This window comes from Chitinophagaceae bacterium, from assembly GCA_016710165.1.
Taxonomy (GTDB): Bacteria; Bacteroidota; Bacteroidia; order Chitinophagales; family Chitinophagaceae; genus Ferruginibacter.
On sequence record JADJLJ010000001.1, the window covers coordinates 93,690 to 114,422 of the forward strand.

General features: G+C 45.7%; 18 protein-coding genes. 15 read left to right on the forward strand and 3 right to left on the reverse strand.

Features of this window, described 5'->3' with window-relative positions; genetic code table 11:
- Positions 1 to 16: 16 nt before the first annotated feature.
- The 11 genes from IPJ02_00395 to IPJ02_00445 all read left to right on the forward strand — a co-directional run bounded on the left by IPJ02_00395 (position 17) and on the right by IPJ02_00445 (position 9,607).
- The gene (locus IPJ02_00395; GenBank protein MBK7374066.1) at positions 17 to 958 is read left to right on the forward strand and encodes a hypothetical protein; all 942 of its coding nucleotides are present in this window, start codon (positions 17 to 19) and stop codon (positions 956 to 958) included.
- Between the two features lie 287 nt (positions 959 to 1,245).
- A complete protein-coding gene (locus IPJ02_00400; protein ID MBK7374067.1) occupies positions 1,246 to 1,719 on the forward strand; it encodes a hypothetical protein in 474 nt (157 codons plus the stop codon).
- A 45-nt stretch (positions 1,720 to 1,764) separates the two neighbouring features.
- A complete protein-coding gene (locus tag IPJ02_00405) occupies positions 1,765 to 2,007 on the forward strand; it encodes a hypothetical protein (GenBank protein ID MBK7374068.1) in 243 nt (80 codons plus the stop codon).
- A gap of 151 nt (positions 2,008 to 2,158) precedes the next feature.
- Positions 2,159 to 2,578, forward strand: a complete 420-nt coding sequence (locus IPJ02_00410) for a hypothetical protein (GenBank protein MBK7374069.1) — start codon at positions 2,159 to 2,161, stop codon at positions 2,576 to 2,578.
- 312 nt (positions 2,579 to 2,890) lie between these two features.
- Entirely contained in the window at positions 2,891 to 3,205 is a 315-nt protein-coding gene (locus tag IPJ02_00415; protein MBK7374070.1) for an RNA-binding protein, read from the forward strand.
- Positions 3,206 to 3,324: 119 nt separating this feature from the next.
- Positions 3,325 to 4,695 (forward strand): glycoside hydrolase family 47 protein, encoded by a 1,371-nt coding sequence (locus tag IPJ02_00420; GenBank protein MBK7374071.1) that lies wholly within the window; start codon positions 3,325 to 3,327, stop codon positions 4,693 to 4,695.
- A gap of 16 nt (positions 4,696 to 4,711) precedes the next feature.
- Positions 4,712 to 5,932 carry a TCR/Tet family MFS transporter gene (locus IPJ02_00425; GenBank protein MBK7374072.1) on the forward strand — a complete coding sequence of 407 codons (1,221 nt, stop codon included), beginning with the start codon at positions 4,712 to 4,714 and terminating at the stop codon, positions 5,930 to 5,932.
- 1 nt (position 5,933) lies between these two features.
- Entirely contained in the window at positions 5,934 to 7,331 is a 1,398-nt protein-coding gene (locus IPJ02_00430) for a UDP-N-acetylmuramate--alanine ligase (GenBank protein ID MBK7374073.1), read from the forward strand.
- Between the two features lie 10 nt (positions 7,332 to 7,341).
- Positions 7,342 to 7,854, forward strand: coding sequence for a hypothetical protein (locus IPJ02_00435; protein MBK7374074.1), 513 nt, complete (start codon positions 7,342 to 7,344; stop codon positions 7,852 to 7,854).
- Between the two features lie 36 nt (positions 7,855 to 7,890).
- Entirely contained in the window at positions 7,891 to 9,132 is a 1,242-nt protein-coding gene (locus IPJ02_00440; protein MBK7374075.1) for an imidazolonepropionase, read from the forward strand.
- A gap of 82 nt (positions 9,133 to 9,214) precedes the next feature.
- Complete coding sequence (locus IPJ02_00445; protein MBK7374076.1) at positions 9,215 to 9,607, forward strand: hypothetical protein; 393 nt, start codon at positions 9,215 to 9,217, stop codon at positions 9,605 to 9,607.
- 62 nt (positions 9,608 to 9,669) lie between these two features.
- Here IPJ02_00445 and IPJ02_00450 read toward each other — a convergent pair whose 3' ends face one another.
- On the reverse strand, positions 9,670 to 10,965 hold the full coding sequence (locus tag IPJ02_00450; protein ID MBK7374077.1) for an acetyl-CoA hydrolase/transferase family protein: 1,296 nt from the start codon (positions 10,963 to 10,965) through the stop codon (positions 9,670 to 9,672).
- Between the two features lie 208 nt (positions 10,966 to 11,173).
- On the opposite strand from IPJ02_00450, the gene ftcD reads away from it, so the two are divergent.
- Positions 11,174 to 12,823 (forward strand): glutamate formimidoyltransferase, encoded by a 1,650-nt coding sequence (gene ftcD, locus IPJ02_00455; GenBank protein MBK7374078.1) that lies wholly within the window; start codon positions 11,174 to 11,176, stop codon positions 12,821 to 12,823.
- A 350-nt stretch (positions 12,824 to 13,173) separates the two neighbouring features.
- On the opposite strand, the gene IPJ02_00460 is transcribed toward ftcD, so the two are convergent.
- Positions 13,174 to 13,719, reverse strand: coding sequence for a hypothetical protein (locus IPJ02_00460; protein MBK7374079.1), 546 nt, complete (start codon positions 13,717 to 13,719; stop codon positions 13,174 to 13,176).
- A gap of 580 nt (positions 13,720 to 14,299) precedes the next feature.
- Between IPJ02_00460 and IPJ02_00465 the strand changes: the two genes are divergently transcribed.
- The 3 genes from IPJ02_00465 to IPJ02_00475 all read left to right on the forward strand — a co-directional run bounded on the left by IPJ02_00465 (position 14,300) and on the right by IPJ02_00475 (position 19,665).
- A complete protein-coding gene (locus tag IPJ02_00465) occupies positions 14,300 to 15,934 on the forward strand; it encodes an IPT/TIG domain-containing protein (protein ID MBK7374080.1) in 1,635 nt (544 codons plus the stop codon).
- A gap of 443 nt (positions 15,935 to 16,377) precedes the next feature.
- Complete coding sequence (locus IPJ02_00470) at positions 16,378 to 16,824, forward strand: cold shock domain-containing protein (GenBank protein ID MBK7374081.1); 447 nt, start codon at positions 16,378 to 16,380, stop codon at positions 16,822 to 16,824.
- A 762-nt stretch (positions 16,825 to 17,586) separates the two neighbouring features.
- Positions 17,587 to 19,665: a CHRD domain-containing protein gene (locus IPJ02_00475; GenBank protein MBK7374082.1), complete on the forward strand. Its 2,079-nt coding sequence runs from the start codon at positions 17,587 to 17,589 to the stop codon at positions 19,663 to 19,665.
- Positions 19,666 to 19,837: 172 nt separating this feature from the next.
- Here IPJ02_00475 and IPJ02_00480 read toward each other — a convergent pair whose 3' ends face one another.
- Complete coding sequence (locus IPJ02_00480; protein MBK7374083.1) at positions 19,838 to 20,659, reverse strand: hypothetical protein; 822 nt, start codon at positions 20,657 to 20,659, stop codon at positions 19,838 to 19,840.
- Positions 20,660 to 20,733: the final 74 nt, after the last annotated feature.

The following is a 20,733-nucleotide window of genomic DNA, read 5'->3' on the forward strand; positions in this document are numbered from 1 at the left end:
TTTATATTTTGAACCAATGAAAGATGCTAAATCACTATTGTTGCTGTTGGTATCCTTGTTATTGGTGTTGGTGTCGTTTGTGCTGATCTGGACCTGGGGATACCGGTATTACACGGGCAGGGATGAGTATAAAGTAAATGCCAAGATCGTACTGACCGATTCCAGTTCACTGGCAAGCCGCATCCGTGACTCCCTCCAGAAAGTATATGACGAAACCATCAATAAGCTGGATGCCCGGCTGGACTCCTCACTCCTGAATTCCGACTCCCTTAAAGCAGAACTGGAAATGAAACTGAGTGAATTTTTCAGGTTGAGTAATGAGATCAGGGTGCTGCTGAGTAACCGTAGCCCCAATAATAATTTTGCGGTGGCTAAGCAAAAGCTGGGAGAATTACAGACCAAGGTGGATGACCTGGAAGATAAGAATAAGGTGGTGGAGACCGAGAATAATACACTTGGGAACATCCTGGAGCAACTGAATAAACCGGATAAAACAGCCGAAAAGAACCCAAAGCCGGTAAGCCCCGGGAACAACATAGCTGCCGGGAACGGGAACCCCGTGTATGCGGTTTTTAATGCCACCGACCTCAGACTTGCCGCAATCAACATGAATAATGATAATGAGGCGGAAACATCACTGGCCGACCAGGCAAACAAGCTGGTGGGCACGTTTACCGTTACCAATAACATCAGCCAGTTGAGTAATGTGGAAATGATGGTGGTGGTGCTGCAACCCGATGGCCGGGTATTAAAGAACTCGGAATGGGATTCCGGTTCATTCAATACTCCCGACGGGAAGAAGATCTATTCCTACAAGCTCAGTTTCAATTATGCAAAGGGCGAACAAAAGCAGCTGCTCTTTTCGTTAAAGGCAGATAAATACCAGAAAGGAAATTATACCATGCAGGTGTACTACAACGGTATTATGATCGGCCGGGTCTCTAAAACACTCTCCTGAACAGCCCGGTAGCCCGTTCACCCGTAACATTTTTCATGTAGAATATGTGCTACATAAAAAAATAAAGCAGGTCTACATTCAGCTCCCTTTGTTTTAAGCAATTTTACATCCTGATCGTTTAGCCCCCCGTTTAAACATCTGAACCTATGAAACAGATCCTGTTCAAGCATGAGGATCACTATGAAAGACCTTCTTATTGAAGGTTTTTTTATTTACGGCATAACTTCCTTTTTCATATTTCACCGGCCCGGCAGGATTGCTGTTTCAAATCTGCCTATTTTAGCAAAATGAAAGCGGCTTCCATTCATGAATTAAAAGCGGAGCTCAGCAATGCCCCGCACGACCAGCTGGTGGACCTCTGTGTGCGCCTGGCCCGGTTCAAAAAAGAGAACAAGGAACTGGTCACCTACCTGCTGTTTGAATCGGTGGATGAAAATGCCTACATCGAAAACATCAAAAAGGAGATGCAGGAACAGTTTGATGAAATGAATACATCCAATGTATATTTTGTAAAAAAGACGCTGCGGAAGATACTCCGGGTTACCGGTAAATATATCCGCTATACCGGCTCGGCTGAGGCAGAAGTGCGTTTATTGCTGGCATTCTGCACCCTGCTTAAAGCATCCGGCATATCCACGGAGACGAACCCCGTGATCAGGAACCTGTACCAGAACCAGTTGAAAAAGATATCGAAGGGCATTGCAACCATGCACGAGGACCTGCAGTACGATTACCTGAAGGAGTTAAAACTTCTTGCGTAACTTTGATGCCGCTTGCAGGATTCATTTACGTTCAAAATAAAAAATATGCCACGGTCAAAGAAAAGAAAACACCATCATGATTTCCATCCGCACGCCGGCGTGGAGAAATCGAAGAAGAACAAAAGCGCTGTTTTGCTTGCCGTAATTGTATGCGGTATCATCGGGTTGGGCATCGCATTTTTTGTTTCCGATTCAGACCCGCTGTGGCTGGTCTCCGGTGCAGTACTGGGTGCCGGGCTCGGTTATTTTGCCGGCAAACAATTCGATAATACCTTCTCAAAGGGTTAACGGCATCTCACAGGTACATATACCCGCCCCCGGGTTACTAACAATTTCCTGCCCATTTGTGGAAAGGATTGCTGCGGTGATACTTGCATTTTGCTGAACTAAACTGTATTTTGGTGGACATAACCTTAAACGCTCACCAAAAACTAAACTTATGGACATTAAAAAATGGGTCATCGGCGGGATCACCGGGGGTATCCTTTACTTCCTGCTGGGTTGGTTGATTTATGGAATGCTGTTGATGGATTTTATGAACAACCATTCCGGCACGGCAGGTAATGTAAGCAGAACGGAGCCCGATATGCTTTACCTGGCCATTGGTAACCTGGCCATGGGATTCATGCTGGCCTATGTTTTTGTAAAAGGCAATATCAGTTCGCTTGCTGCCGGATTCGTTGCCGGGGGTATCGTTGGATTGCTGATCGCTGTTGGCTATGATTGCATGATCTATGCAACCACAACCGTTATAAGCAAGACAGCCATGGCTGCAGATGTGGCCGCTTCCACCGTAATGTCGGCCGTAGTAGGTGCGGTTATAGCCATGGTGATGGGCATGGGCAAGAGAGCTGCCTAGTTTATTTCTTCTTTCATCACAAGTACCCTTTTACCTGACATCAGAATAACTTGTGATGAGGGCATGCCTTTGCACGTATTCCCGCTTTATATCCAATTTACTTGTGCTATAGCCCTAAAAGATCATTTTTAAGTATTATTAGTTACTCTTAATAATAAAGCGTAGCTTTGACGCGTACATTAATGCTGTGAGCACACAGTCAAGATAGATTCAATTTTTACAACCTTCTCCGCGTAACAGTTCTCCGTCTTTAAAGTCTGCTTTCTTATTTACTGCACAGGTATTTTATTTATTTTATTATTAATTTATTTTATGAACATTTACGTTTCAAATCTGAGTTTCAATACCAGCGATGCTGAATTGAACGATCTTTTTTCAACTTTTGGCCAGGTAACTTCTGCCAAAGTAATCACCGACAGGGAAACCGGAAGGTCACGTGGTTTTGGTTTTGTGGAAATGCCTTCGGATGAAGAAGGAAAAGACGCCATGCTTGGACTCAACAACAAAGAAGTGGAAGGAAGGGCAATGTCTGTTTCTGTTGCAAAAGAGAAAACAGAAAGAAGCAACGGCGGCGGAAGCCGTGGTGGCTATTCCAACAACCGCAGCAGCGGTGGTGGAAGATGGTAATCACTCAATAACTCATTTTCGATAGAGGCTCAGCAATGAGCCTTTTTTTATGCACCTGGTTTATAAAATTTACCTTTACATTGCAAACGTAAAAAAAAGTTCAGGGAATGAAGAAAATTATGCTCACCACCGTCATCCTGTTCCTCGCCGCGGCTGTTTTTGCCCAGGGCAAGGATGCAAAATTTACTGATTCCATGAAACAGGAGATGTGCAGTAAGGTAAAAGAGGCTGCATCGCACGCCTGGAAAGGATATAAGGATCATGCCTGGGGGGCCGATGACCTGAAACCGCTGACGAAGCAACCGAAGAACTGGTATAAAACATCCATGCTGATGACCCCGGTGGATGCATTTGATACCTTTACCTTGATGGGATTAACTGCCGAAGCGAAAGAAGCAAAGGATCTTATCCTGGGCAAACTTGATTTTAATATCGACAACGATGTACAGGTCTTTGAAATAACCATCCGCCTGCTGGGCGGATTGATAACGGCTTATGAACTGGATGGCAATAAAAAATTCCTGGCCCTTGCTCACGACCTGGGCAACAGGCTGATGCCCGCCTTCCATACGCCAACGGGAATGCCTTACCGCTATGTGCATCTGCAAACAGGCAAAACAAGGGATGGCATCAACAACCCGGCGGAGATCGGTACGCTGATGATGGAATTTGGCAAATTGTCGAAACTCACCGGCGACAGTAAATATTACGATGCCGCCAAGAAAGCCATCCTGGCTGTTTATAAGAACAGGAGCCCGCTCGGCCTGGTGGGAGAGCAGATCGATGTGCAGACAGGAAAATGGGTGACCACCAAAAGCCATATCGGCGCTTACATTGATTCGTACTACGAATATTTATACAAAAACTGGCTGTTGTTTGGCGACCTTGATTTTAAGACCGCTTTTGATACGCATAATAAAGCCATCAAGGAACACCTCATCAGCAAAACAGGCAAGGGCTGGTTCATGCACCAGGTGGACATGAACAGCGGGAAGGTCATTGGCACTACCTATGGCGCACTGGAAGCTTTTTATGCCGGGCTTTGCGCCTTTGCAGGCGATGTGGAAACGGGCAGGCAGATTCAGGAGGCCAACTACTACATGTGGACCCGGTTCAACCTTGAACCCGAAGAGTTCAACTTCATAGCCGATACCATCACCAGCGCCTATTATATCCTCCGGCCAGAAAACCTGGAAAGCGCATTTTATATGTACCGGCTCACGGGCGAGCTGAAATACCTCTGGCAGGGCAAAGTGATGGTAGAAAGCATCCTTACCCATTGCAGGAACGACGTGGGATTCGCCTCCTTAAAAAATGTACAGACCATTGAAAAGACGAATTCGATGGAAAGTTTCTTTTTTGGGGAAACACTGAAGTATGCGTACCTCATCTTTGCACCCGTATCAGCACTGGATCTGAAAAAAGTGGTACTTACCACCGAGGCCCATCCTTTTAAAACAGAGAACAGGAAGACAGGAATCAGTAATTAAAGAAAGCATTTTACCAATGGCTTCAAAACGTAACGCAGCGGTCGGGTTCATTTTTATAACGCTGCTGATCGACATTATCGGGTTTGGCATCATCATCCCGGTAATACCATCCCTGATCGCTCATTTAAAGAATGTAGACATCAGTACCGCCTCCAAATACGGCAGCCTGCTGATGTTTTCGTATGCTGTTGTACAATTCATTTGTGCACCCATACTGGGTAACCTCAGTGATAAATACGGCCGGCGGCCGGTATTATTATTCTCCTTATTTGGTTTTGGCATCAATTATTTATTCATGGCACTGGCGCCCACCTATGGCTGGTTATTCCTGGGAAGGATCATTGCAGGCATAACCGGGGCAAGCATGACAACAGGAGCTGCCTATATTGCCGATATCAGCACAGCGGAGAACCGGGCAAAGAATTTTGGTATGATCGGCGCTGCTTTCGGACTGGGCTTTATCATCGGGCCGGTGATCGGCGGGTTGCTGGGTGGTTTCGGTACCCGTGTCCCGTTCTATGCAGCGGCCGTACTGGCTTTATTGAACTGGACCTACGGCTATTTTGTATTACCCGAATCGTTGCAAAAAGAACACCGCCGCTCCTTTGAGTGGAAGCGTGCCAACCCGGTTGGTTCCTTACTGCATTTAAAAAAATACCCGGCCATCAGCGGATTGGCATTGGCCATTTTATTCGTTTATATCGCAGCGCACGCCATCCAGAGCAACTGGAACTATTTTACCATGTACCGCTTTAACTGGAACGAACGGATGGTGGGCCTATCCCTGGGGGTGGTTGGCATCATGGTGGCTACCGTTCAGGGCGGACTGATTCGGGTGATCAATCCCTGGCTGGGTAATGAAAAGAGCATTTATACCGGGCTTGGAATTTATGCGATCGGCATGTTGCTGTTTGGACTGGCAACCCAAAGCTGGATGATGTTCGTTTTCCTGGTCCCATATTGCTTCGGGGGAATTTCCCAGCCGGCATTACAGGCAGTAATGAGCGAACACGTGCCGCCCAACGTACAGGGTGAACTGCAGGGCGCCATTACCAGCCTCATGAGCCTCGCTGCCATCATCGGGCCATTGGTGATGAATAATTTATTCTATTACTTTACACACAGCGAAGCACCCATGCATTTGCCGGGGGCGCCGTTCTTACTGGCTGCTGTTTTAATGGCTGCCAGTGCCGTCATTGCTTTCAGAACTTTACACCCGAATAAAAGGATCACCTGATATGATCAAAGGAATAAATGATTTTAAGAATGTCTTTTTCATAGGCGTGGCCGGTGTGGGCATGAGCGCCATTGCCCAGTACCTCCAGGGCATTGGTAAGAACGTAAGCGGCAGCGACCGCTATTTCAAGGAAGCTGAATTCAACGAAACAAAAGAGAAACTGGAGGCAGAAGGAATAAAATGTTTCCTGCAGAACGGCGATGGCATCAGCACCGGAACGGACCTGGTTGTGGTTTCCACTGCCATAGAAGATACTGTGTTTGAAGTACAGAAAGCAAAACAACTGAACATCCCCATCATCAAACGGTCGGAACTGCTGGCACTGATCGCCCGGAGCAAGAGGACCATTGCAGTGGGCGGAACATCCGGTAAAAGCACCACCAGCGCCATGCTGTTCGATATATTGGAAAAGGCCGGTTTAAAACCCAGCATCATCAGCGGCGCCGGGCTCGTGAGCATCATCCGGGAAGGAAAGATCGGCAATGCAAAAGTGGGGGCAGGAGCGTGGCTGGTAATTGAAGCAGATGAAAGTGATGGAAGCATTGTGCATTATCACCCGGAGATCGGCCTCTTACTGAATGTAGATAAAGACCACCAGGAACTGGATGAGCTGATGAATATCTTCACCACATTCAGGAACAACAGTAATAAATTCATCGTCAACCAATCCAACCCACTGGCGCAACAGCTTTCCCAGGATATACAGCAGGATTTTTCGGCGGATGAAGATTACGATGCCGGGTATATCGCCCGGGATTATCAACAGGATGGCTTCCACATTGAATTCAGGATCCAAAACCTGCCGGCCGGCATGAAAGCCACCATATTCAACATAAACAGTTTCGGCCGGCATAATATGGAAAATGCCCTTGCTGCCGTTGCTGTTGCCAACCAGGTTGGTGTTGACCTGGAAACCTGTGCAGCTGCATTGCAGCACTACGAAGGCATTTACCGCCGCAACCAGGTGCTGGGAAATAAGAACGGTGTTTGGGTGATCGATGATTATGCCCACAACCCGGTGAAATGTGCAGCCGCCATCCGGGCATGCCAGCCAGTGGCAGAAAAAGTGGTGGCCTGGTTCCAGCCGCATGGTTACGGGCCAACCCGTTTTTTACGGGATGATTTTGTAAAGGAAATTTCCGGAGCCCTCCGGCCGCAGGATGAGATATGGATGAGCGAGATATTCTATGCAGGCGGAACGGCCGTGAAGGATATCAGCGCCGGTGATCTCATCCGGGATATCAAAGCGTTGGGAAAAAATGCTTTTTTTGTAGATGACCGCAACGAATTTGTTGGAAAAGTACGTCCTCATTTATCCGGCAATTCTGTCTTACTTTTAATGGGGGCAAGGGATCCCGGCCTGGAAGCATTCAGCAGGTCAGTATATGAGTCATTGTAACTAAACGGTCATGAGAAGTATTTTCAGCATATTGGTTTTCTTTTTTTTCACTGCTGTTCAGGCACAGGACAACCGGGCACTGGTATTTAACAAAGAACTGAAACTGCTTGCGGGCAATTGGGCCGGGCCAATGGTATATACAGACCCTGCTAAGAATAATGCGCAGGCCACCCTGCAGTCAAAACTGGAGATCACAGACCTCGGTGATTCAATGGCATTGAAGTACAGTTACACAGATACGGATGGTAAAGAAATCATTGAAAAAAGCTACCTGCGTATCTTAGATAAGGAAGATAAGCTCAGCATCGACGGCGAACTCTATGATATCGTATTTACAGGCAGGAAGGGTCCCCGGTTGACGGTGATAGCTGAAAAACAGGGATTCGATAACAAGCTGGTCGCCGACCTGAAACAAACCCTCGTCTTCGGCCCGGCAAACCTGAGTATCGTAAAGGAAGCGAGGTATATGGAGAATGAATTTTATTTTATCCGCCGCAGGGCAACATTTACAAAAACTAAATAAGGTTTGGTCTGACGCCCCGACTGACCATTGAACAAAATGACAACCTTAGTAACCAACATAAAGCAATTAGTAAATACCCGGGAGCAGGATCCATTGCTTCGCGGCAAGGCATTGGCTGAACTGCCGGTAATTGAAGATGCATTCTTACTGATCGAAGACGGTATCATTGCCCAATACGGCGCCATGTACGAACTGGCATTGAAAGTACCGCAGTTACCTAAAGCGATCATTGATGCTGACGGGCAGTTTGTTTTACCCGCCTGGTGCGACAGCCATACCCACATCGTTTTTGCAAGAACACGGGAAGAAGAGTTCATCGACAAGATAAAAGGAATGAGTTATGCAGAAATAGCAGCCAAAGGCGGCGGTATCTTAAACTCAGCCAACAAATTAAATGCAGCCAGCGAAGATGAACTCTTCAACAGCGCATGGCAACGACTGGAAGAGATAAGCAGACTGGGTACCGGGGCCGTGGAAATAAAAAGCGGCTATGGGTTAACAGTAGAAGGGGAGCTGAAGATGCTGCGGGTGATCAAAAAATTAAAAGAGCGGTCATCGCTTTCTGTCCGGTCAACATTTTTGGGTGCACATACGTACCCGGTTGCGTACAAAGAGGACCACGCCGGTTATATCAACAGCATCATCAACGAAATGCTGCCGGTAATAGCACAGGAAAAACTGGCAGACTATATTGACGTGTTCTGTGAGACCGGTTTCTTTTCCCCGCAGGAAATGGAAACCATCTGCAAGGCAGGAATGAACTATGGCCTGAAGCCCAAACTCCACGTCAACCAGTTGACCAGCATCGGCGGTGTTGAAACGGCCATTAAGTTAAATGCCTTATCTGTTGATCACCTGGAAACGATGACAGATGCTGATGTAAGATCACTAAGCGCTTCCGGTACCATCGGCACTTTATTGCCTACTGCTGCGTTCTTCCTGCACATGCAGTACCAGCCTGCCCGGCAGTTGATAGATGCCGGCACGGCCATTGCCCTGGCCTCCGATTACAACCCCGGCTCATCGCCCAGCGGGAATATGAATTTTGTGATCGCTTTAAGCTGCATCCAGATGAAAATGCTGCCGCAGGAAGCCATCAACGCCGCTACCCTCAACGGGGCCTATGCTATGGAACTGGAAAAAGAACTGGGAAGCATAACGGTTGGCAAGAAAGCAAACCTCATTTTTACAAAACCCATTCCTTCACTGGCATACCTGCCTTATTCATTCGGAACGGATCTGATCGATAAAGTGATGATCAACGGGGAGTTTATATAGCCGGTAAGCCGGGAAGGCGTGTATGATTTTTTTGGTATTTACGTCTTATCGTCTTCCCGGCAAAAATCTTAAGATATTGGTTATGAGATTGACCATTTTCATTTTCTCCTTAATTATCCTTTCCGGTAACCTGTATTCTCAGGAAAACAACTGCGCCCAGTATCATAAGGGTAAATTCACCTACACCGATTCAGCCAACAATGTGATCATGGTAAAACGGAAAAAGAATTTCCAGGTGGAGACCAACCAGGCCACGGGTGTATGGGTCAACTTCCGCATCACCTGGAAAAGCGACTGCGAGTACCAATTGGAGCAGGTAGGCACCAACAGCAAGGCCATGAGAAAATACAATCATACGGTCAGCAGCACCATCATCTCAAAAGCGTATGATAAGATAGGGTATGAATATACCTGTGCCTGTAAGGAGCCAGGTATGCCCAGGACCACCGGTTTAATGAAGAAAGTATTTGAGTAATTTTTACCGCGAAGACGCCAAGGCGCTGAATTTTCTTTGCGCCTCCGCGTCTTTGCGGTTATTTAATCTTTAATAAAAACCTTAAACCGCTCAAAACAATACTTCATCAGCATCTCCCGGTCATCGGGGTGGGCAATATCGATAAGCAGTTTTGCCCGCTGCCGGAGGTTCTTTCCAAACAAAAACGCGACGCCGTATTCGGTGACCACGTAATGCACATGGCCCCGGGTAGTAACCACGCCGGCGCCTTCCTTTAAACAGGGAACGATACGTGGCACGCCTTTATTTGTGCGGCTGTTGAGTGCAATGATGGGTTTACCACCCACGCTCAATGCAGCGCCCCGCATGAAATCAAGCTGCCCGCCGATGCCGCTGTACTGCAGCTCGCCGATGCTGTCTGCACATACCTGGCCGGTAAGGTCCACTTCAATGGCGCTGTTGATGGCGATCACTTTCTGGTTCTGCCGTATCACATGCGGGTTGTTCACGTATTCAATATCCAGGAAGTTGAAAGAGGAATTATCGTTTACATAGTCATACAGTTTGCGGCTGCCGATGGCAAAGGAAGTGATGGTCTTATTGGGATGTTTGTATTTGCACTTGTTGTTGATCACGTCTTTTTCCACCAGGTCGATGATTCCGTCGCTGAGCATTTCGGTATGCACGCCCAGGTTTTTGTGGTTGTCTAAAAAACTCAGCACCGCATCGGGTATGGTGCCGATGCCCATCTGCAGGGTACTGCCGTCGTCGATCATATCGGCAATATGTTTACCGATCAGCATTTCGTTCTTGCCCACTTTGCTGCTGTAATTCTCTTCGGGCAAGGGCGAATCGTGAAATACCATTTTGGTGAACCGGTCGGTATGGATCATGCCGTCGCCATGCGTACGGGGCATGGAGGGATTTACCAGGGCGATGGTTTGTTTGGCATTGTCAACCGCAGCACGGGCAATATCCACGGAAACGCCCAGGGAGCAGTAGCCATGCCTGTCGGGCGGCGATACCTGCACGATGGCGGTATCCAGTTCCAGGGTCTTGCTCTTGAAGAGGTAGGGGATATCACTTAAAAAAACGGGAATAAAATCGGCCCGGCCTTCTGCAACTGCATTGCGGATGGGGGCCGACACAAAAAGGGAATTTATGTGAAAACTATCCGTGTATTCCGGCTTGTCGATCTCAATATCTCCTTTCAGGGTAATGGAGACCAGCTCCACGTTCCGCAGCCTGTCTTTTTCTTTGGCCAGTGCCTGCAGGAGGTAGATGGGGGTACAAACGCTGCCGTGGATGAACACACGGCTATTGCTTTCAATAATGGACAGGGCTTCCTGTGGGGTAACGTAATTGTAGGGATGAATCATTGGTTGTTATATTAGTACTGCAAAAATGCGGTTTATTAAAATATTTGCAGCAGATTTTTATCATGCCGGGATATGATTTGGATGGCAGTGGCTTTTAACCGCAAAGAACGCAGAGAAAGAACGCAAGGTCCGCAAAGAAAACTTAGTGTCCTTTGCGCCTATCTTTGCGTTCTTTGCGGATAAATTTCTTTAATTTTAAAATAAAAAAATGCAGCTAATAGAGTGTGTCCCCAATTTCTCCGAAGGAAATGACCTCAACATCATCAAACAGGTAACCAACGAAATTGAATCGGTTGAAGGTGTACGCTTACTGAATGTTGACCCCGGTAAAGCCACCAACCGCACCGTTGTTACCATGGTAGGCCAGCCCGCTGCTGTTATTGAAGCCGCTTACCGTGCCATCAAAAAAGCAGGGGAGCTCATCGATATGAGCAAGCACAAGGGCGAGCATCCCCGCATGGGGGCTACGGATGTTTGTCCGCTGATACCCATTGCCAACATCAGCATGGAAGAAACGGCGAAGTTTGCACAGCAGCTTGCCAAAAGGGTGGGAGAAGAGCTGAACATTCCTGTTTATTTATACGAAGCCGCACAGCCCAACAAGGAACGCAACAACTTATCGGTGATACGTGCCGGCGAATACGAAGGCTTTTTCAAAAAAATAAAACAGCCGGAGTGGAAACCCGATTTTGGTCCAGCGGAGTTTGATCCCGCCAGAGGCGGGACGGTCATCGGCGCCCGGGATTTTCTGGTAGCGTATAATATCAACCTCAATACAACTTCCACCCGCCGGGCAAATGCCATTGCCTTTGACGTACGGGAAGCCGGACGGAATATTGAAGTGGATGGAAAGAAAATAAACCAGCCAGGAACCTTGAAATCAGTAAAAGCGATCGGCTGGTATATTGAAGAATATGGCGTGGCGCAGATCTCCATGAACCTCACCAATATCAACATCACGCCCGTGCATCTGGCGTTTGATGAAGTATGCAGCAAGGCAACTACCAGGGGCATCCGGGTCACGGGCAGCGAACTGGTGGGACTCATCCCTTTAAAGGCCATGCTGGATGCCGGTAAATATTTTTTGCAGAAACAGAAACGCAGCACCGGTGTGAGTGAAAAGGAACTGATAAAGATCGCCATCAAAAGTATGGGACTGGATGAGCTGGGGCCTTTTAAGCCCGAAGAAAGAATCATTGAATATATGCTCAACGATAAAAAAAGTAACCGCCTGGTAAGCATGACGCTTACCGATTTTGCCAACGAAACAGCGAGTGAAAGCCCGGCTCCGGGTGGTGGATCCATCTCTGCTTACGTGGGTGCATTGGGTATTTCCCTGGGTACCATGGTAGCCAATTTAAGCAGCCACAAGAAGGGATGGGATGATCGCTGGAAGGAATTCAGTGACTGGGCCGAAAAAGGGGAGTACTATAAGAATGAACTGGTGAAACTGGTGGATGCCGATACCGCCGCCTTCAATAAGATCATGCAGGCCTTTGCTTTACCAAAAGCAACCCCCGAAGAAAAAGCCGCCCGCAAACAGGCCATACAGGAGGCCACGAAGTATGCCATTGAGATACCTTTTAGAGTGATGCAAACAGCTTACGAGAGCATGGAAGTCATTAAGGCAATGGTCATTGAGGGCAATCCCAATTCTGTTACAGATGCCGGTGTGGGCGCCCTTTGTGCCCGAAGCGCTGTAATAGGCGCTTATATGAACGTGCGTATTAATGCTACTGGGTATGATGATAAGGCTTTTGTAACTGATATCATTGCCAAAGGAAAGGAGATTGAGAGCAGGGCGATTGCGCTGGAGGCGGAGATCATTAAACTGGTGAATGAGAAGATCGGGATCTAGTGCTCTGTCATGCTGAGGTACGAAGCATCCCACACAACGGAGCAAAACCCGAAGCGAATTGATAGAACACAGATAACACCGATTCCTGCACAGATGAACACGGATCAGGAGAATGCTGAATATTGCTGTCATCCCGACACAGGAGGGATCTGCTGAAGATCTGCAGAATGATGAGTAGGGTGCCAGCGGTAGGTTTACATGGCGGCATCGTTGTGTCACTCACTTATACGGCATACCTATGGGCAACTTTTATTGAAGCCAAGATTGTGAAACAATGGTTCGTGGAGACAGGTAACTATATACCTGTTAGACCATGAATAACTTTACTACGATAGTAATAGTTACGATTGTCACTTCTTCCATCGTATCCGTCGCCACAATATTGCTATTGCCCCGGCAACGGCTAAAGAAAGAAGAATTTGAAGAAAAATTATCCTCCACCACCAAACCGATTGAAACCATTCATAATTCCAATATAAATCAGCTCCCGCTAACAATGCTGGAAAAACAGTCCCCAGAGTTAAAACGACAGTTAAAACAATCATCCACTTTTGGTTCACCCTTTGCTCGTTTTCTATCTTTTCCAACCTCGTATTTTCGGCGTAAGCCTTTCTGATTTTGGCTTCATATCCACCCTCTAAATGATGAATTACGCCATCGTATCGTATTTGGTAATTACCCTGATTCATATTTTCCTCAAAGTTATTCTTGCCAGGATCTAACCTTCTTATAAATCTGTCATCATGTAATTTACTTAAAGCCCTTTGTGTTTCTTCATCATCAACCATCCCAGACCTATTTTGTAAGTCGCCATACATTAAGGCTTGTGCTTGGTACAAAGCAGTTAGAATTTTATCAATATTCTTTATGGGAGTTGGTATTATTAGTTTATCCATCCTTCTAAAATAATACCCTTACTTAATAAAAGCAACAGCTAAATAAAGTCTTTTAGCGTAATTTTGCACTATGGCAAAAACAGTAAAAAAGAAGACAGCCAAAGACGCTTCCAGTATCTTCCACAACATTATGGGGGCTTCTGTTGCGGGGAATCCTAAGCCTAAGAAGAAAGCAGCAAAGAAAAAGTAATATGCCCAATCCAAATCCTTCCCCTACGATGGTTATTATTTTTCTTGTATTAATAATCATATGTGCCGCTGCTGTTATTTTATTGAATTGGTTAGTTTAAATTGAGTTGATCTCCGCCGCTGTTGGTGTTACGTAAACCATCCGCAAGCCAACTGGCGCAACCGCACACGCGGCCGTCTGTTCCGTGCCGCCGGCTGGTATTATCACCACCGGCGATGAGCCATAAAAAGAGAAAATTATTTATAAAAGTTTAAACTTCAGTCGTCGGTGATAGTTAATCCTCTCCAGTTAAATGGATTTGGTATCCTCTTTTCGAGATCGGCCTTTTTATACTAACTTTTATCCTTTAAAAGAGTTTAACTGTAATTTAAAGAATACCGGAAATCATCTATGAAAGCATTACAAATACTAACTAACGCTTTCTTTTTCAGTGTTATCTTGTTTTGGGGCTGTAGTAAAAATCCACAAGAAAATACTGTTGTTCAGTCCCTCGGAATTGATCGAACCAATATACCCCTCCCCCCAGGAGCCTCGGTTGATTCTGCGAATATTACTTCTAGTACCAGCTGGACATTGAGTGGTGCATCCTCATGGTTAACTGTAACACCATCATCCGGCACAGGCAACACAAAAGTATATTTTTCTGCCACTGCAAATACAACTACTAACTCACGTACTTCATCCCTGGTACTGAATACTTCACCGGCAGGTGCCAATCCTGTTATGGTAACCGTATTGCAGGAGCAACCCAATGTTGTAATTAATTTTTTTACATCGCATGCGCCGGGTGATTCCCTGATAACAATAAATGGTTCAGGATTTTCCGGATTAATTTCCGAAAATATAGTAAAGATCAATGGTGCGCTGGCTACGGTAGTTACTGCTTCAACTACCATGCTTACTGTCAGAGTTCCTGCTAAAGCAGGGTCTGGTTTTATTGAGGTAAAAGTGAATACAAAGTCTGCAACGTCTGCTATTGAGTTTATCTACGATTGGATAGGCGTTGTAACAGTTGTGGCCGGGGGAACAGCCGGTAATGCGGATGGAGTTGGCACTTCAGCCCAATTCTGGCATCCGGCCGGAATTGAGTTTGATGCTTCTGACAATCTGTTTATTGCAGACTATGCCAATAACAGAGTACGCAGGATGACTGCTTCGCTGGTGGTAACAACACTGCCTGGCAGAATTCCTGCAGTGCCCGGGGGCCCCAATACTGATTTTGGTTTACCGCAGGATGTTGTAGCTGATGCTTCAGGAAACGTTTATGTAGTGGAGTTTAATAGTAGTGTGATAAGCAAAATTACTCCTGCAGGGGTAGTATCAGTTTTTGCAGGTGATCCAACAACGCATGGATACCAGGATGGGACAGGAACAGGAGCCAGGTTTTATCAACCTGCAGGAATAGATATTGATGCTTCAGGAAACCTGATTGTTGCCGATACCAAGAATCACCGGATAAGAAAAATTACCCCGGGTGCAGTTGTTACAACCATTGCAGGCAGTGTTCAGTCTTATGCTGATGGTACCGGGCCTAACGCTTATTTCAATACACCTTCTGGTATCAATGTAGACCAGGCAGGAAATTACCTTGTTACCGATTATTATAATAACCGTATAAGAAAAGTTACACCTGCAGGAGTGGTCACTTCTTATGCGGGGAATGGTTCACACGGCAGTGCAGATGGAACCTTGTTAACAGCCAATATTTATCAGCCAATTGCCATTACATCTGATAACAATGGCAATATATACTTAAGTGATGGGAATGGTAAACTTCGCTGGATATCCCCTTCAGGCAGGGTAAGTACAATTATTCCAACTATTACATTCAGTTCAATTGAGTATTGTTTTTTGCCGACTATTTTAACAACAGGATATGTAAAATCACAATCAAGTGATCATTATGCCTTGGTTTGTTTCTCACTAATTTCTCCTCCGATGTTGGTGTTACAGAAACCATCCAAAAGCCAACTCTTGCCGCTGTTGGTGTTTCGCTTTGGTCTCCGCCGCCGTTTGGTCTTATGACCAACGGCGTAGAGCCATAAAAGAGCTTAAGATAAACTCACAGCAACCCAAACTTCTTCGCCACCGTGGGTGTTCCCCATTCGCACATGCCCCCCTCTGGTCTCCGACCAACGGGCAGCATGATCCCAATATATAAAATTTAAGGCATCTTCATCAAAAACGCCGTTGGTCAAAGACCAGACGGCGGCAGCGAGCCATAAAAGAGCTTAAGATAAACTCAGGCAACCCAAACTTCAGTCGTGGGAGATAACACCGGACGACGGCCCCCAACTGGCGCAGATAGGCGGCTTAGCAAGGCAACGTACTGTAGCTGAGCCCACTAATACGGGTACAATATAATACCTGCCATTTGCTTACCTTTACAGCCATCTGCCGAAAACAGCAGCGCTTTTTCTCCAGGTACAGCATCGTCATTTATCATCACATAACCAGGCAGTAGTACTATGGCAGAAACATGGAATAAAAAGGAAAGGGAAAAGAAAAAAAAGCAAAAGAAGAAAGAGAAAGCAGAGAAAAAGCAGGAACAAAGGGAAAATACAAACAAGGGGGATAACCCGGCAAGCATGATCGCTTACGTGGATGAGTACGGCAACCTGTCGGATACGCCTCCCGATCCCCGGAAAAGGATCAGCATCAAAGCAGAAGATATTGAGATCGGCGTACCCAGGTACGATCCGGCCAATGACGCAGCAACCAGCAGGACCGGTATCATTAGTTTTTTCAATCACGATAAAGGTTTTGGTTTTATAAAGGACCAGCAAACACAGGAAAGTGTATTTGTACATATCAATGCGTTAACGGAATCGGTCGTAGAAAATAATAAAGTGATTTTTGAAATTGAAATGGGGCCACGTGGATCCAATGCAATTAATGTGAAACTCGTGAAGTAAAAAAAATTGCCGGCACTGACAAGTTGCTCCATCTCTTCACTGTTGTGGGTGTTCCCACTCAGCATGCGCCCCCGTCTGGTCTCCGACCAACGGGCAGCATGATCCCGGCATATAAAATTAAAGGCATTTCATCAAAACGCCGTTGGTCAAAGACGGAATTCCTGGGCATAGGGATTTCGGATAGAGTGTATTTTGGAAAATAAAAATTTGCTTGCGAAAACCCCGCGGAGTAAAAGAACCAGGCTAAGGTAGAACTAAGGTCCCGTTTTTAGTAGTTGCGCCGTCAGAGAATGCCATAATGAACCCAATTTATTTCTTCCTCCTTTAATGATCAGAATCATAAATTGGTAATAAGAATATCCTTGTTTGAATCTGCTAAAAACCTTAACTTGATATTTAGGCAAGAATCCTGCGTATTAAAAAAAAGTGTGTGTGAATAGATTTCGGTAGCGTTCTTTTAAAAGTAATATTCCTGTAATGCACATCCTGATTATCAGCTCAGCATAGAGGAAGACGGGATTAAAATTGCTTATATGAAACAGGCATCCTTAGTATTGCTGATTTTAATTGCTGCATTTTGATTAACTGATCAGCAAGGCGCAGTTCTATCAACTAAAAAAGGTCAGCATTGTCTGTTTTATAAAAGGGGAAGGAAAAAAAGACTAATTCCGGCTTGTATTAGTTACGAAATAAATATGCAGATAAGAAGTTCAAGAAATTCCTTTTACTTATTTTATTGGTTACCACATAAAATAATGCACGATGAAACGATTTACTGCCTTCTCCTTCTTCCTATTATTTTCAATAGCGGCACACTCACAGGTAATCTATTTAAAAGCTGAACTGGATGGCAGCCAGGAAGTGCCATCAAATGCTTCTACCGCAAACGGCATAGCCATTGTCATTTACGACCCGTCAACCCGCTTGCTTAAATTAATTGGCGATTACCAGAACCTTTCGGCCATTGCAACAGCTTCGCACATTCACTCTCCGGCAGCTCCGGGTTCAAATGCCCCGGTACTCATTACACTGACGAACACCGGTGGTATCAGCGGCACGATATCCGGTTCAGGAACTTTGACTGTAGCACAGGAAACCGATCTGTTGGGTGGTAATATGTATGTGAATGTACTAAGCAGTATTTTCCCGGGTGGTGAAATAAGGGGGCAGCTTACCACTACTACCACTGGCCAAACAGATCATTTAACAGCCAGGATACAAGGTGCCCAGGAAGTGCCACCGACTGCATCCGTGGCCATAGGAAACGCAACCCTGCTGATAGACAAAACAACCGGCATGGTTTATTTAACCGGTAGTTTTAGCGGGCTAATTTCCAATATATCTTCTGCTCATATTTATGCAGCGGCTCCCAATGAAACCGGCCCAGTTATCATTCCGTTAGTTTTTACATCCGGCACAAGTGGAACGATTCATGTTGCATCTGCGATAACACCCGGAAATCAAGCGCAGATGCTGGCTGGTAACACATATGTAAATATTCACAGTTCTGCCTACCCGGGTGGTGAAATCAGGGGACAATTGATTGCTGAATCACAACTGGTTTACCTGAAAGCTATTTTACAGGGTAGTCAGGAGGTACCTCCCAATGCTTCTTTAGCAAAAGGCACGGTGATAGTGAAGTATAATAAAACTTTAAAATCGCTGGAGTTAAAAGGCGATTATCAAAACTTATCAAGCCCTATTACAGGTTCCCATATTCATTCGCCTGCTCCTCCAGGTACAAATGCAGGCGTGTTATTTACTTTGTCCAATACGGGCAGCACTTTAGGTACTCTGAGTACCAATGTAACTTTAACGACCGGGCAGGAAGCAGATCTTTTAGCGGGCTTGATGTATGTAAATGTACACAGCGCTACATTTCCTGCTGGTGAAATAAGGGGCCAGCTTACCAGTACATCGGCGAACCAGACTTATTATTTAGCCGGTAAGTTTTCAGGTTCACAGGAGAGTCCTCCAAACTCTTCTAGAGCAGCGGGTAGTGTAATCGCCCTGCTGGACAGGTCCTCGCGAGAGGTATTCCTTACAGGGAATTTTAGCGGCTTTGCAACATCGCCCACCGCATCACATATTCACCGAGGCTCAGCCGGAGAAAATGGACCGGTGGTACTTAGCCTGTCGATGGTGACCGGGGTCACAGCCGGCGTTATTTCAGGGAATGGGGTGGTGTCGGCTTCTGTTGCTGATTCAATGATACTTGGATTTACTTATACAAATATCCACAGTACAACTTTCCCGAGTGGTGAAATAAGGGCACAGTTTGGCAACCAGGTATTGCCTGTAAAACTGGCATACTTCAGTGGTTACAAACAGAACAATGAGGTGATCCTGATATGGGAAAGTGAACAGGAATTAAACCTTCGGCATTATGAAATTGAACAGCAAAGTATTGAAACCGGCGGGTGGATCAGTAAGGGAATCGTTGCAGCCAAAAAGATAAATACGACTGCCAAATATAGTTTTGCAGATATTCCCTTGGTGAGTAATACTGCTTTTGTTCTTTACCGGCTCAAAATGGTGGATATGGATGGTCAGCAATCTTACTCCAATACAATCCGGTTAAATTTTATAAAATCCTCCCCGGCCTTAGCAATTTCTACCAACCCGGTATTCAATGATATGCTTCAATTTGTAATAACCGGATTACCAACGAATAAAAAAGCGATTGTATCAATTATTGATTACAGTGGTAAGGTGGTTATGAAAACCACGGCATCTACCTTAATGATAAATGTTATCAGTATTGGTAATTTAGCCGCTGGAATGTACAGCCTCGTAGTGCATATTGATGGAATTGTTTTACAAAAGGGCTTTATTAAATAGTCTCCATCGCCGTGGGCGTTACGGCCGATGTTGATGTTACTTGCCGCCGCCTGGTTATCCGACCAACGGCACCGGGCCTTACCTTCATCACAAACAATAAAACAGTTCAATTAAAATCGTCGCTGGTCACAGGCCAAGCAAAGGCGGCTCAGTGCAATAAAGTAAACCCAGCTTAGTTTTTACTGCGGTAACTGCATTCATCATATTTCTTTAAGATCGCAAGAATGGCGGGTAATGTTTTAGAATAATTAAGTTCCTCTTTATTCATAATAGCCTGGATAAGATTTTTTCTGTTCGGTGATTGCTTTATTTGCTCAGCCAGTGATCGTAACTCCGGGCAGGTGCTGAACAACTCAGCCATTTTTGTTTTTGTTGCAAGGCCTCTGGGTGTTAGGTCGGCAGCCCATACTTTACGGGGAGTTTCACCGGGGAAATGAAAGTAAAAGGTATAGTCACCGGGTTTAATCATATCCCAGGCAATGTCGGCTAAAACATCACCAAAATCCAGTGTTTCTCCATGGGTACGTGGGTAAAAAGCAAGGTATAGCTGTATGCCTGAACTATCGGGAGTAACCCGGGGCAGGTAAAATACCAGTGAACTTTTCCATGGGCTGTCAGTACCATTAATATCTGCCACATGTATAACTGATTCATACGTTTTACCTCTTACTGTGTATGTGTTTATTTCTTCCGGAGTAAAACGTTTATACCAGGTTGAAACCGGGTAATAATCGCCTTCCCTTCCATTCTCTTTCCCGGTTCTGTTTATATTACTGTCGTTATTTTCATGGATCTGGTAAAACATCTTGTACACCAATGTGAAGCGTCCCCGGATGGTATCGCCACGAAACAGGATCAGGGTTGCCGGGTAATTAACAAACCCGTTCTCCGAACGAAAATCTTCTTTGCGGGAATTGGCAATATCTCCTTCCCGGAGTACCCTGCAACTGCTGAAGAATAATAACATCAATAATAGATAAACTAATGTGTTCATTCTCACTGCTAACTTATTAATAGGACATTAAAATTAAGGCAGGGTGGAACTGGAAACCATGACATCTGTCAGAA